Source organism: Pseudomonas sp. YL2 (assembly GCF_023063025.1).
GTDB classification, from domain to species: domain Bacteria; phylum Pseudomonadota; class Gammaproteobacteria; order Pseudomonadales; family Pseudomonadaceae; genus Aquipseudomonas; species Aquipseudomonas putida_A.
In genome coordinates this window covers 1-13221 of record NZ_JAJSLU010000019.1, presented here as the reverse complement: position 1 = coordinate 13221, position 13221 = coordinate 1, and the positions used below count along the sequence as shown (strand labels likewise).

General features: G+C 60.8%; 7 protein-coding genes. 4 read left to right on the top strand and 3 right to left on the bottom strand.

Features of this window, described 5'->3' with window-relative positions; translation table 11 throughout:
* Positions 1–72: 72 nt before the first annotated feature.
* Both LVD08_RS22770 and putA read right to left on the bottom strand, forming a co-directional pair.
* The gene (locus LVD08_RS22770; RefSeq protein WP_247269322.1) at positions 73–1875 is read right to left on the bottom strand and encodes an acyl-CoA dehydrogenase; all 1803 of its coding nucleotides are present in this window, start codon (positions 1873–1875) and stop codon (positions 73–75) included.
* Between the two features lie 260 nt (positions 1876–2135).
* Entirely contained in the window at positions 2136–6089 is a 3954-nt protein-coding gene (gene putA, locus LVD08_RS22765) for a trifunctional transcriptional regulator/proline dehydrogenase/L-glutamate gamma-semialdehyde dehydrogenase (protein WP_247269321.1), read from the bottom strand.
* Positions 6090–6546: 457 nt separating this feature from the next.
* Here putA and putP point away from each other — a divergent pair, with 457 nt between their 5' ends.
* The 4 genes from putP to LVD08_RS22745 all read left to right on the top strand — a co-directional run bounded on the left by putP (position 6547) and on the right by LVD08_RS22745 (position 12256).
* A complete protein-coding gene (putP, locus tag LVD08_RS22760) occupies positions 6547–8031 on the top strand; it encodes a sodium/proline symporter PutP (RefSeq protein WP_247269320.1) in 1485 nt (494 codons plus the stop codon).
* A 354-nt stretch (positions 8032–8385) separates the two neighbouring features.
* The gene (locus LVD08_RS22755; protein WP_247269319.1) at positions 8386–10401 is read left to right on the top strand and encodes a type VI secretion system Vgr family protein; all 2016 of its coding nucleotides are present in this window, start codon (positions 8386–8388) and stop codon (positions 10399–10401) included.
* The gene (locus tag LVD08_RS22750) at positions 10391–11095 is read left to right on the top strand and encodes a DUF4123 domain-containing protein (protein WP_247269318.1); all 705 of its coding nucleotides are present in this window, start codon (positions 10391–10393) and stop codon (positions 11093–11095) included. Before LVD08_RS22755 ends, LVD08_RS22750 begins: the two co-directional genes overlap by 11 nt.
* Positions 11096–11416: 321 nt before the next feature.
* Positions 11417–12256, top strand: a complete 840-nt coding sequence (locus LVD08_RS22745; RefSeq protein WP_247269317.1) for a 23S rRNA (adenine(2030)-N(6))-methyltransferase RlmJ — start codon at positions 11417–11419, stop codon at positions 12254–12256.
* 124 nt (positions 12257–12380) lie between these two features.
* On the opposite strand, the gene msrA is transcribed toward LVD08_RS22745, so the two are convergent.
* Positions 12381–13046 carry a peptide-methionine (S)-S-oxide reductase MsrA gene (msrA, locus tag LVD08_RS22740; protein ID WP_097087056.1) on the bottom strand — a complete coding sequence of 222 codons (666 nt, stop codon included), beginning with the start codon at positions 13044–13046 and terminating at the stop codon, positions 12381–12383.
* Positions 13047–13221 lie beyond the last annotated feature (175 nt).

The window sequence follows — 13221 nt, the reverse complement described above, 5'->3', positions numbered from 1 at the left end:
CAGAGGAACGCATTCCAACTGTAGGAGTGAGCCTGCTCGCGATTGGATTTCAGCCGCGGCACACAACTCGGATCAGAACCACCCATCCTGCATCGCCAGGCACGTGTCATCCCGCGCCTCCAGCAACGCCAGCTCATGGTGACAGCCCGGCACTTCCCACGTCAGGAAATACCGCGCCGCCTGTAGCTTGCCCTTATAGAAGTCAGCATCCGCCGCATTGCCTTTGGCCAAACCTTCCTCAGCCCGAATCGCCTGCTCCAGCCAGCGCCAGCCAATCACCGTGTGCCCGAACACTTTCAGATACAGCGCCGAATTCGCCAGGCTGCTGTTGATCTTGCCCTGCGCCAGATCGGTGAGCAGGCCGATGGTCACCGCTTGCAGGCGCGCCACGAGTTTCTCCAATGGCTCACGCAATGCGGTCAACGATTCATGCGCGGTCGCGCGCTCGGCGGTGTTGGCGATCAGACGGATCAGTTGCTTCAATCCGGCGCCGCCGTTCTGCGCCAGTTTGCGCCCGAGCAAGTCCAGCGACTGAATGCCGTGGGTGCCTTCATGGATCGGGTTCAGGCGGTTGTCGCGGTAGTACTGTTCCACCGGGTATTCGCGGGTGTAGCCGTGACCGCCGAGGATCTGGATCGCCAGTTCGTTGGCCTTCAGGCAGAACTCCGACGGCCAGGATTTGACGATCGGCGTCAGCAAGTCCAGCAGCTCGTGGGCCTGTTTGCGCTCGGCTTCGGTTTCCAGCGTGGTGGTGTCATCGAACAGCCGCGCCGCGTACAGGCCGAGGTCAAACGCCCCTTCGACGTAGGATTTTTGCGTCAGCAGCATGCGTCTGACGTCCGCGTGCTGAATGATCGCCACCGGCGCCGTGCTCGGATCCTTGCTGTCCGGCACTCGGCCTTGCGGGCGTTCCCGGGCGTATTCCAGCGAGTACAGGTAGCCGACGTAACCGAGCATCACTGCGCCCATGCCGACGCCGATCCGCGCCTCGTTCATCATCTGGAACATGTAGCTCAAGCCATGATGCGGCTTGCCCACCAGATAGCCGACGCACTCGCCGTTATCGCCGAAGTTCAGCGCGGTGGAAGTGGTGCCGCGCCAGCCCATCTTGTGGAACAGCCCGGCTAGCAGCACATCGTTGCGCTGGCCGAGGCTGCCGTCATCATTGACCAGAAACTTCGGCACGATGAACAGCGAAATGCCCTTCACCCCCGGCGGCGCGTCCGGCAGCTTGGCCAGGACCATGTGCACGATGTTTTCCGACAGCGGATGATCGCCGCCGGAAATGAAGATCTTGTTGCCCTTCAGGCGATAGGTGCCGTCAGACGCCGGCTCGGCGCGGGTACGAATATCCGACAGCGACGAACCGGCGTGCGGTTCGGTCAGGGCCATGGTGCCGAAGAAACGGCCGTCGATCATCGGTTGCAGGAAGCGCTGTTTCTGCTCGTCGGTGCCAAAGCTTTCGATCAGGTTGGCCGCGCCCATGGTCAGGAACGGGTAGGATGTGGTCGCCGCGTTCGCCGCTTGAAAGTGCGCAAAGCAGGCTTGCGACAGCAGCGTCGGCAGTTGCATGCCGCCGGCTTCGAAGCTGCGCGCGGCATTGAGGAAACCCGCCTCAAGAAACGAGTCCACCGCCGGTTTCACTTCGGGAATCAGCATCGCCTGGCCGTTCTCGTAGCGCGGCTCGTTCTCGTCGCCCTTGCGGTTGTGCGGTGCGAAGTATTTCTCGGCGATGCTGCGCGCGGTGCCGATGGCCGCGTCGAAGGTCTCACGGTTGTGCTCGGCAAAGCGCTCACGCCGGGTCAGGCCCTCGGCATCGAGGACTTCGTACAGCTCGAAAGCCAGATTGCGGGAACTGAGCAGCGTCTCGGACATGGCGGCCTACCTGAACATTGGGGTTGGGCCGAGTCTAGGCGTGCTGATAAAGACTGAATACGATGATTGATAACGGTGATGTCAGGGCCGAGCACCGACTTAACAAACACCCCAAAACAACTGTGGGAGCGGGCTTGCTCGCGAATGCGGTGGATCAGTCACTGGAGATGTCGACTGACACAACGCCTTCGCGAGCAAGCCCGCTCCCACATTGGGATTTGATTGTCAGGCAACCATCGCGGTTGCCTGACTTCTCGGGTTTAACCGATAGTCATCAAGCTCGCATTACCCCCCGCCGCCGCGGTGTTGACGCTCAATGCACGCTCAATCACCAGACGCTCCAGCGCAATGTTGGTCTCGCCCTGGGACAAGCCCTGAACGCCAACGATCGCACCAGCACGTTTGGCAATCTGCTGGCACACACCACGCAACTGGTCGGAATGACCATGATGCAGCACGGCATCAAACACCACTTCATCCTTGTGCCAGTCGGCAACCCGTTTGATTCGCGCCTGAACGTCCTTCGGCAGGCGTGCGAACAATGCCTTGCTGATGTCGGACTCCGGCCATACCGCCGAACCGCCGACCGCCAAGACCGCAGCCAGTTGGGTCAGCAGATCGCCTTCGACGTCGGCCAGGCACAGCACGTGTTCACGCGGCAGGATCGCGTAGCTGTTCTTCTCGCCGGTCGGGCCGGCCAGCACGCGGGTGATGCCGCTTTGCGATTGCGCGGCGTACTGCACGCACAGTGTGCTCAGTTCGGCGTACTGGTTGCTTTCGGCCCAGGCCTTGAAGGCGTTCAGCGGTTTGCTCATGGCATCACGCAAACGCACGTCCGGGGCGACGGCTGCATCACCGCGCGCGAAGGATTGTTCGATCGCGTCAGTAGGACGGGTCGACAGCAAGCGGTACAGGTACAGCGGGCCACCGGCTTTCGGGCCAGTCCCCGACAGGCCTTCGCCACCGAATGGCTGCACGCCGACCACGGCACCGACGATGTTGCGGTTGACGTAGACGTTACCGGCGTTGACGTTGTCGATCACCTTGGCGATGGTCTCGTCGATGCGGGTGTGTACGCCGAGGGTCAGGCCATAACCGGACGCATTGATCTGGCCGATCAACTGGTCGATGTCCTTGCGCTTGTAGCGCACCACGTGCAGCACCGGGCCGAAGATCTCGCGTTGCAGCTCGTCGAAGCTTTCCAGCTCGATCAGGGTCGGCATGACGAAGGTGCCGCGTTTGACTTCTTCGCTGTCGGCGATAGCCACCTGGTACACGCTGCGACCTTTATCGCGCATGCCCTGGATGTGCTTGTCGATGCCGGCCTTGGCTTCGGCGTCGATCACCGGGCCAATGTCCACGGACAGACGCTCAGGGTTGCCGAGGCGGCTTTCAGCCATCGCGCCTTTGAGCATTTCGATGACACGGTCGGCGGAATCTTCCTGCAGGCACAGCACGCGCAGGGCCGAGCAACGCTGGCCGGCGCTGTCGAAGGCCGAGGACACCACGTCGATCACCACTTGTTCGGTCAGCGCCGAGGAGTCAACGATCATCGCGTTCTGCCCGCCGGTTTCGGCGATCAGCGGAATCGGACGGCCCTGGCTGTCGAGACGGCCAGCGATGTTGCGTTGCAGCAGGCGCGCGACTTCGGTGGAACCGGTGAACATCACGCCTTTGACGCGCTCATCACCGACCAGACCGGCGCCGACGGTTTCACCGCGCCCCGGCAGCAGTTGCAGCACGCCTTCGGGAATCCCGGCTTCCAGCAGCAAGCGCACGGCTTGCGCGGCGACCAGCGGAGTCTGTTCAGCCGGTTTGGCCAGTACCGGGTTACCGGCGGCCAGCGCGGCAGCGACCTGACCGCTGAAGATGGCCAGCGGGAAGTTCCACGGGCTGATGCACACCACCGGGCCCAATGGGCGGTGGGCGTCATTGCTGAAATCGTTGCGCGCCTGCACTGCGTAGTAACGCAGGAAGTCGACCGCTTCACGCACTTCGGCGATGGCGTTGGCGAAGGTCTTGCCGGCTTCACGGGCCAGCAGGCCCATCAGAGGCTGGATCTCGCCTTCCATCAGGTCGGCGGCACGCTCCAGAATCGCCGCGCGCTCGGCCGGCGGGGTGGCCTGCCAGATCGGTGCAGCATTCAGCGCGCACTGGATCGCGTTGTCGACGTCTTCGACGGTGGCTTCCTGCACGTGACCGACCACATCGCGGTGATCCGCCGGGTTCAGCACCGGTGCCGGGGCTTCGTTGCTGGAAGCGCAACCGAGCATCGGCGCGGCTTTCCAGTCGTTGTGCGCGGTGGCGAGCAGGGCGCAGGACAGCGAGGCCAGACGATGTTCGTTGGCCATGTCGATGCCGGCGGAGTTGGCGCGATCGGCGCCGTAGAGGTCACGCGGCAGCGGAATGCGTGGGTGCGGCAGGCCGAAACCACCTTCCACGGTCGCCATCTGCTCGATCTGCGCCACCGGATCGGCCACCAGTTCCTGAATCGAAATCGACTGGTCGGCGATGCGGTTGACGAACGAAGTGTTGGCGCCGTTTTCCAGCAGACGACGCACGAGATATGCCAGCAGGGTTTCGTGGGTACCGACCGGTGCGTACACGCGGCACGGACGGTTCAGCTTGCCTTCGGAAACTTTGCCTACAACTTGCTCGTAGAGCGGTTCGCCCATGCCGTGCAGGCACTGGAATTCGTACTGGCCCGGGTAATAGTTCTGACCGGCAATGTGGTAAATCGCCGACAGGGTGTGGGCGTTGTGCGTGGCGAACTGCGGGTAGATGACTTCCGGCACCGACAGCAGTTTGCGCGCGCAGGCAATGTAGGACACGTCGGTGTACACCTTGCGGGTGTAGACCGGATAGCCTTCCAGGCCTTCGACCTGGGCGCGCTTGATCTCGCTGTCCCAGTACGCGCCTTTCACCAGGCGGATCATCAGGCGATGACGGCTGCGGCGGGCCAGATCGATCACGTAGTCGATCACGTATGGGCAACGCTTCTGATAAGCCTGAATCACGAAGCCGATGCCGTTCCAGCCGGTCAGTTGCGGTTCGAAGCACAGGCGCTCGAGCAGATCCAGCGACAGCTCCAGACGGTCGGCCTCTTCGGCGTCGATGTTCAGGCCGATGTCGTATTGCTTGGCCAGCAGGGTCAGCGACAGCAGGCGCGGGTACAGCTCGTCCATCACGCGCTCGTACTGCGCACGGCTGTAACGCGGGTGCAGGGCCGAGAGCTTGATGGAAATGCCCGGGCCTTCATAAATCCCACGGCCGTGGGAGGCTTTGCCGATCGAGTGAATGGCTTGTTCGTACGACGCCAGGTACTTCTGCGCATCGTGTTCGGTGAGGGCCGCTTCACCGAGCATGTCGTAGGAATAACGGAAGCCCTTGGCTTCGAACTTGCTCGCGTTGGCCAGCGCTTCGGCGATGGTTTCGCCGGTGACGAACTGCTCGCCCATCAGACGCATGGCCATGTCGACGCCCTTGCGGATCATCGGCTCGCCGCTCTTGCCGATGATCCGGCTCAGCGACGAAGTCAGGCCGGCTTCGTTGTGCGTGGAAACAAGCTTGCCGGTCAGCAGCAGGCCCCAGGTCGCGGCGTTGACGAACAGCGACGGGCTGTTGCCCAGGTGCGGCTGCCAGTTGCCGGTGCTGATCTTGTCGCGGATCAGTGCATCGCGAGTGCCCTTGTCCGGGATGCGCAGCAGCGCTTCGGCCAGGCACATCAGGGCCACGCCTTCCTGGGACGACAGGGAAAATTCCTGCAGCAGGCCCTGAACAATGCCTGCACGACCGCCGGCACTTTTCTGGTTACGCAGTTTTTCCGCGATGGTCGCGGCGAGTTTGTTGGTGGCGTCGGCCATCGGTGCCGGCAGGCGTGCCTGCTCGATCAGCATCGGCACCACTTCCGGCTCAGGGCGGCGGTAAGCAGCAGTGATCGAAGCGCGCAGCACCGATTGCGGCAGGATGCTTTCAGCGAATTCGAGGAAGCACTGGTGGGCGTGATCGGTATGGACTTCACCGGCATCGTCGGTGTCTTTGGCGGTCAAGCCGTTCAGCTCGGTCAGGGTTGCACCACCCTCGAGTTTTTCCAGGTAATTGAAAATTGCCTGCTTGATCAGCCAGTGCGGTGTGCGATCAATCGAGGTCGCGGCAGCCTTCAGGCGCTCGCGGGTCGGGTCATCGAGTTTGACCCCAAGGGTGGTGGTAGCCATATTTTTATCCTCATGGTTGCCACAGTTGCGTGGCATCAGCTGGCGGCAAGATTAGCCGTGCGCCGAAAGAGGTGCAACCGGGTGCAACCCTTTTTTTGTCGGAAAAATAAACGCTTCGTCAGGAATTATTTTCTGGTACTGAAGTGCCGCTCCTGCTTGGTGCTTTTACTTCTAGCAGAGCGACGCAACTGCGCTAAAAGGGAGCAAAAACGGCCTATTTGTCGGTATATCCGACTAGGTGCAACTTAATCGCCAGAAACTGGTTGCACCTTTTTTACTTTGTTGCATAGCATTCGCGCCCAAGGTGCAACCGGGAATGCCCGGTGCATCGGCTGGTGGCTTTCCTGGGGAAACATCAGTCCTAAATGCGCGGGATCCCGTTTCGTCTGCCAAACGTCGTCGTTTGTGGGCGATCAATCACCGCTGCAACATAAAAACAAAGCCAGGGCGTAACTTAATGAGCGTAAGCAATCCAACACTGATCACGTTCGTGATCTACATCGCAGCAATGGTGCTGATCGGCTTCATGGCCTATCGCTCCACCAATAACCTCTCTGACTACATTCTTGGCGGCCGTAGCCTGGGCAGCGTCGTGACGGCTCTGTCCGCCGGTGCTTCCGACATGAGCGGCTGGTTGTTGATGGGCCTGCCGGGCGCCATCTACATGTCCGGTCTGTCCGAAAGCTGGATCGCCATCGGCCTGATCGTCGGCGCCTACCTGAACTGGCTGTTCGTCGCCGGCCGTCTGCGCGTGCAGACCGAGCACAACGGCGATGCCCTGACCCTGCCGGACTACTTCTCCAGCCGTTTCGAAGACAAAAGCGGCCTGCTGCGTATCATCTCGGCGGTGGTGATTCTGGTGTTCTTCACCATTTACTGCGCTTCCGGCATCGTGGCTGGCGCCCGTCTGTTCGAAAGCACCTTCGGCATGTCCTACGAGACGGCGCTGTGGGCTGGTGCTGCGGCGACGATTGCCTACACCTTCGTCGGCGGTTTCCTCGCGGTGAGCTGGACTGACACCGTACAAGCCACGCTGATGATCTTCGCCCTGCTGCTGACGCCGATCATCGTGCTGCTGGCCACCGGTGGCGTGGACACCACGTTCCTCGCCATCGAAGCCCAGGATCCGAGCAACTTCGACATGCTCAAGGGCACCACCTTCATCGGCATCATCTCGCTGATGGGCTGGGGTCTGGGTTACTTCGGTCAACCGCACATCCTCGCGCGCTTCATGGCCGCTGACTCGGTGAAGTCGATTGCCAACGCCCGTCGCATCTCCATGACCTGGATGATCCTGTGCCTGGGCGGCACCGTCGCCGTGGGTTTCTTCGGTATCGCCTACTTCTCGGCGCACCCGGAAGTGGCCGGCCCAGTCACCGAGAACCACGAGCGGGTGTTCATCGAACTGGCAAAAATTCTCTTCAACCCGTGGGTTGCCGGTGTCCTGCTGTCGGCGATTCTCGCCGCTGTGATGAGCACCCTCAGCTGCCAGCTGCTGGTTTGCTCGAGCGCTCTGACCGAGGACTTCTACAAAACCTTCCTGCGCAAATCCGCTTCCCAGGTGGAACTGGTGTGGGTCGGTCGCGCGATGGTGTTGCTGGTGGCGCTGATCGCTATCGCCATGGCCGCCAACCCGGAAAACCGCGTACTGGGCCTGGTGTCATACGCCTGGGCCGGTTTCGGTGCCGCGTTCGGTCCGGTGGTGCTGATTTCGGTGATCTGGAAAGACATGACCCGTGACGGCGCACTTGCCGGCATCCTGGTGGGCGCGATCACCGTAGTGGTCTGGAAGCATTTCGAACTGCTGGGTCTGTACGAAATCATCCCGGGCTTCATCTTCGCCAGTCTGGCCATCTACATCGTCAGCAAGCTCGGCGCGCCGACTGCTGGCATGGTGCAGCGCTTCCAGGCAGCGGAAAAAGATTTCCATCTGAACAAGTGATGCACTGAGCTGCGGCTCACAGAAAAACGGCCCGTTTCCTACAAGGAGGCGGGCCGTTTTTTTGTGCCTGTGATTTCTCGAGTCCTGTGGAGATCCAATGTGGGAGCGAGCCTGCTCGCGAATGCGATTGATCATTCAATGAATGTGTCGACTGACATGCCGCTTTCGCGAGCAGGCTCGCTCCCACGGGGGATCGGTGGTGAGTTTGAGAGGGTTGTCTGTAGTCGCATGCGCCGATTTTCGAAGGCTTTTTCGACAGGAAAAGTAGGGCAAATCTGATTTTCCCGTCACCCGCCCAACACCTCTTGCCCCTCATGCAGAATCGCCCGCCCTCAATCTGCAGAGAGACATCGGATGTTCGCGCCTGCCAATCAACCGCGTTTCACGTTGACCCTCGAAGGCGCCCAAGTTGATCTCAAAGTCCTTGAGTTCACGGGCAAGGAAGCCATCAGCCAACCCTTTCGTTTCGAGCTGGAACTGGTCAGTGAGCGTCCGGATCTGGACCTCGAAAGCCTGCTGCACCGTCAGGCGTTTCTGAGCTTCGATGCGGAAGGTTCCGGTGTCCATGGTCAGATTTATCAGGTCGGGCAGGGCGATTCCGGGAAACGTCTGACGCGCTATCACCTGAGTCTGGTGCCGCGTCTGACCTACCTCGGTCACCGCATCAACCAGCGGATTTTTCAGCATCAGACGGTTCCACAGATCGTCGCGCAGATCCTCAAGAATCACGCAATCCTGCGCGATGCCTTCGAGTTCCGCCTCGGCAGCGATTACCCGGTGCGGGAATATTGCGTGCAATACGCCGAGAGCGATCTGGCGTTCATCCAGCGCCTGTGTGCCGAGGTCGGCATTCATTACCACTTTCAGCACAGTCCCGAAGGCCATCTGTTGGTGTTCGGCGACGATCAAACGGTGTTTCCGCGCCTGGCCGAGCCGACGCTGTATCTGCCGGGCAGCGGGATGGCGTCGACGGCGTCGGCCATCAAGCGCTTCAACGTCCGGGTGGAGACTCGCACCAGCGTGGTCACCCGGCGCGACTACAACTTCGAAAAGCCGCGACTGCAACTGCAAAGCCGCAGCGACAGTGAGCAGCGCCCGGTGCTCGAGGACTATCACTTTCCCGGCCAATTCAACGATCGAGAAACCGGCAGGCAACTGGCGCAACGTACGCTGGAAAGGCATGTCGCCGACTACCGTCAGGCTGAGGGCATCAGCGACGTATCCGCACTGGTTTGCGGACATTTCCTGCAACTGAGCGAGCATCCGCGCCAGGACTGGAATGACCTGTGGCTGCTCACCGCCATCGAGCATCATGGCCGACAGCCGCAAGTGCTGGAGGAATCGGTGACCAGCGATGGGGAAACATTCCAGGGTTACCGTAATACCTTTCTTGCCACGCCGTGGGAGGTGTTCTTTCGCCCGGCGTTGGGGCCGGAAAAACCGCGCATGCCCGGTTATCAACCTGCCGTGGTCACCGGGCCGCAAGACACGGAAATCCATTGCGACGAGTACGGCCGGGTCAAGGTGCAACTGGCCTGGGATCGTGACGGCGAGCTCAACGAGCATTCCAGTTGCTGGCTGCGCGTTGCCACGGGTTGGGCGCATGATCATTACGGCAGCGTGCTGATCCCGCGGGTCGGCATGGAAGTGCTGGTCGGTTTCATCGATGCCGATGCCGACAAACCGTTGGTGATGGGTTGCCTGCCAAACGCCGCAACTCCGCTGCCGCTGGACCTGCCCACCGACCAGACCCGCAGCATCTTCCGCAGCCAGAGCAGCCCCGGTGGTGGCGGTTACAACGAGCTGCGCATCGAGGACAAAAAGGGTGCTGAAGAAATCTACCTGCGCGCCCAGCGCAACTGGACGCAGCATGTCCTGCACGACCAGCAGGTGCAGGTCGACAACCAGCGCAGCATTGTCGTCACTGGCCTTGCCAGCCATGAACTCAAGGCCGACGAGCAGCGCATCACCCACGGCCAGCGCCAGACCGAAGTGAAACAGGACGATCACCTCACGGTTATTGGTGATCGGCATATTCGGGTGAGTAGTCAGGCAACCAGTGCGAGCGCACAAATTCACGTCAGTGCCGGGCAGCAAGTGGTGATCGACGGTGGCGCGAGCGCGACGATTCAGGCCGGCGGGCAATGGATCAACATCGGTCCCGGCGGGATTTTCAGTAGCGTGCCGATTGTCGTGGGTGGGGCGCCAATGGCGGCGATGAGCGCGGCGCCGAGTGTGCCGGGGTTGCCGGCAAAACTCGCAGCAGCACCAGCGGCCATGCTCACTGCTGCGCAAATCATGAGCTTTAAAGGTGATGCACCATTCTGCGAAGAATGCGAGCGCTGCAAGGACGGTGTCTGTGCTGCCTGAGTGCCTCACACCTGCAGAGTGGTTGGCGCGTGAACCGCTGAAACCTTCGGAGCAACTGTTCGCGATTTTCAGTAACGCTAGCGACGCCAGGCCTCCACTGGTTGCACCGAGCCCGATCTGGGCAGAGACGATCTACGCCGAGTGGGACGCGGTGATGCCCTTCGTGGGAATTGTCGCTGCGGACAGTGAGTTTCTCGATTGGGTGGCCTCTACCGAGTCTCGCGACTGGGGGTGGTTGGCGGTGTCCTCGGCGAGCCTGGAGGTGGTAGTTGAGCACTTTCGCAGCCTGACTCAAGTGCTGATGCCGGACGGCGCAGCGGTGTTTTTTCGCTTCTGGGATGGGCGGTTTTTGTTGCCGATCCTGCAGTCCGATGAAGTGCAATCTGCGCAGTTGATGCCGGTGATCTCGCGCGGCTTGATCAACGGACAGACCGTGGAGATCGGGGGCAGGGCGCAGGTTTCGGGGCGGGTGTTTCCTTGGTGGAAAGTACCGGGATCGGTCTTGGCCGCAACAGCTGATGACATTCGCATCGGCAATGCTGTGCAGTGGCTGAGCGAGGAGCATCCTGCCGTGTTCGAGGCCTTTCCCGAGCCGGTTTTACGTTGCAAGGTCAGGCAGTTTTTTCAGGTTTCAGCGTCGGAAGAAACGTCGCAATCGGCGTTATTGGACCATTTGCAGGACGAAGCAGAATGAAATTTCCGGGCGAAGTCCTCGGATCAGCGATGTTCGCATCCTGGGTTTTGATAAAGCTTTCGATGGGTTGTCGAGGCAACTGAACTGTGGCGAGGGGATTCATCCCCGATGGGCAGCGAAGTGGCCCCAAGACCTGTCATCGCGGAGCAACAGATACAACATGTTGACAGAATAGGGGGGCTGCTGCGCAGCCCATCGGGGATGAATCCCCTCGCCACAGGTATTGGGCCGAATCTTAAGATGTAAGAGGGCCACTCAGCCCCCAACCCCTGACTTGCCGCCCGGTAAAAGGTAAACTTTGCGCCCTTCGCAGGAGCAGCCATGAATTATCGTCACGCCTTCCATGCCGGCAATCACGCCGATGTGTTCAAACACCTGACCTTGACCCGCCTCATCGCCCTGATGTCGCGCAAGGAGCAGCCGTTTGCCTATCTCGACACGCACGCCGGTATCGGTTTGTATGACCTGCAGGGTGATCAGGCCAACCGTACCGGCGAGTACCTGGAAGGCATTGCGCGTTTGTGGGATCAGCCGGATCTGCCGGCGCAGACCGCCGACTACATGAAGGTGCTGCACGAGATGAACCCGGATGGCCAGTTGCGCTACTACCCGGGTTCGCCGGAGTTGGCGCGGCGTCTGACCCGGCCTCAGGACCGGGTGATGCTCAACGAGAAACACCCGGAAGACGGCGTGCAGCTCAAAGAGAACATGGCCGGTGACCGTCGGGTGAAAGTGCATCTGGGCGAGGGCTGGCATGTGGCGCGGGCGATGCTGCCGGTGCAGGAGAAGCGTGCGGTGATGTTGATCGATCCGCCGTTCGAGCAGCTTGATGAGATGCAAAAGTGTGCGGCGTCGCTGAAAGAAGCGATTGGCCGGATGCGCCAAACCGTGGCGGCGATCTGGTATCCGGTGAAGGATCAGCGTGCGTTGCGCCGTTTCTATCAGGATCTGGCTGGTACCGGTGCGCCGAAGTTGCTGCGCGTGGAACTGCTGGTGCATCCGCTGGATACGCCGAACAGCCTCAACGGCTCGGGGATGGCGATTGCCAATCCGCCGTGGGGGCTGGAGGAAGAATTGCGTGAGCTGCTGCCGTGGTTGTCGAAGAAGCTTGGGCAGACTCAGGGTGGGTGGCAGATGGATTGGTTGATTGCTGAAAGCTGATCAACTGTTTTAGCGGTGTCTGAACGGACGCCTTCGCGGGCAAGCCCGCTACCACAAAGTACTGCGCCATTTTGAAGTCGGCGCTAAACCTGTGGGAGCGGGCTTGCCCGCGATGCTTTGGGGTTTAGTTACCCGCCAGGCTCGGTGGCATGCACACGCCGGTGCCGCCAATCCCGCAATAGCCCTCAGGGTTCTTCGCCAGATATTGCTGGTGATACGCCTCGGCGAAGTACACGGTCGGCGCCTGCTCGATCTCGGTGCTGATTTCGCCCAGACCCGCCTTCGACAGTTCAGCCTGATACACCGCTTTGCTCTTCAGCGCAGCGTCCAGTTGCTCTGGCGAGGTGGCGTAGATTACCGAACGGTACTGGGTACCGATGTCGTTGCCCTGACGCATGCCCTGCGTCGGGTTGTGCAGCTCCCAGAACATCGCCAGCAGCTCTTCGTAGCTGACTTTGTCCTTGTCATACACCACCAGCACTACTTCGGCATGGCCGGTCAGGCCCGAGCAGACTTCTTCGTAGGTCGGGTTCGGTGTGTAGCCGCCGGCGTAACCGACCACGGTGCTGACCACGCCTTCGCGCTGCCAGAAGCGGCGCTCCGCCCCCCAGAAGCAACCCAAGCCGAAGATCGCAAAGTCGACGTCCTGGAAAAACGGGCCGAGCAGCGGAGTTTCTTCGAAGACGAAATGCTTTTCAGGCAGGGTCATCGCGGTTTCGCGGCCGGGCAGAGCTTGATCTTTGGTCGGTAGCACGTTTTTGTTCACCAGAATTTCCGAGCGCAGAACCATGATCGTTCCTCTCAGTCAGGATGGGATGTAAAAAGTCAGACCGCCAGTGTGCCGAATGATGCCGGATTTCGCACTATTCAAATGTGGGAGCAACTGTCTTACTGCCACCGTTCGTCACCGCCACTCTGTGCCGTCTCGCAGCATGGCATTCAGTCTGATCAGCAGTATTCGCATA

Bases quoted from the DNA above. Each gene is read 5' to 3' on its own strand.
- LVD08_RS22755 (WP_247269319.1), top strand. From the start codon at position 8,386: ATGTTCGCGCCTGCCAATCAACCGCGTTTCACGTTGACCCTCGAAGGC.
- msrA (WP_097087056.1), bottom strand. From the start codon at position 13,046: ATGGTTCTGCGCTCGGAAATTCTGGTGAACAAAAACGTGCTACCGACC.
- putA (WP_247269321.1), bottom strand. From the start codon at position 6,089: ATGGCTACCACCACCCTTGGGGTCAAACTCGATGACCCGACCCGCGAG.
- LVD08_RS22770 (WP_247269322.1), bottom strand. From the start codon at position 1,875: ATGTCCGAGACGCTGCTCAGTTCCCGCAATCTGGCTTTCGAGCTGTAC.
- putP (WP_247269320.1), top strand. From the start codon at position 6,547: ATGAGCGTAAGCAATCCAACACTGATCACGTTCGTGATCTACATCGCA.
- LVD08_RS22745 (WP_247269317.1), top strand. From the start codon at position 11,417: ATGAATTATCGTCACGCCTTCCATGCCGGCAATCACGCCGATGTGTTC.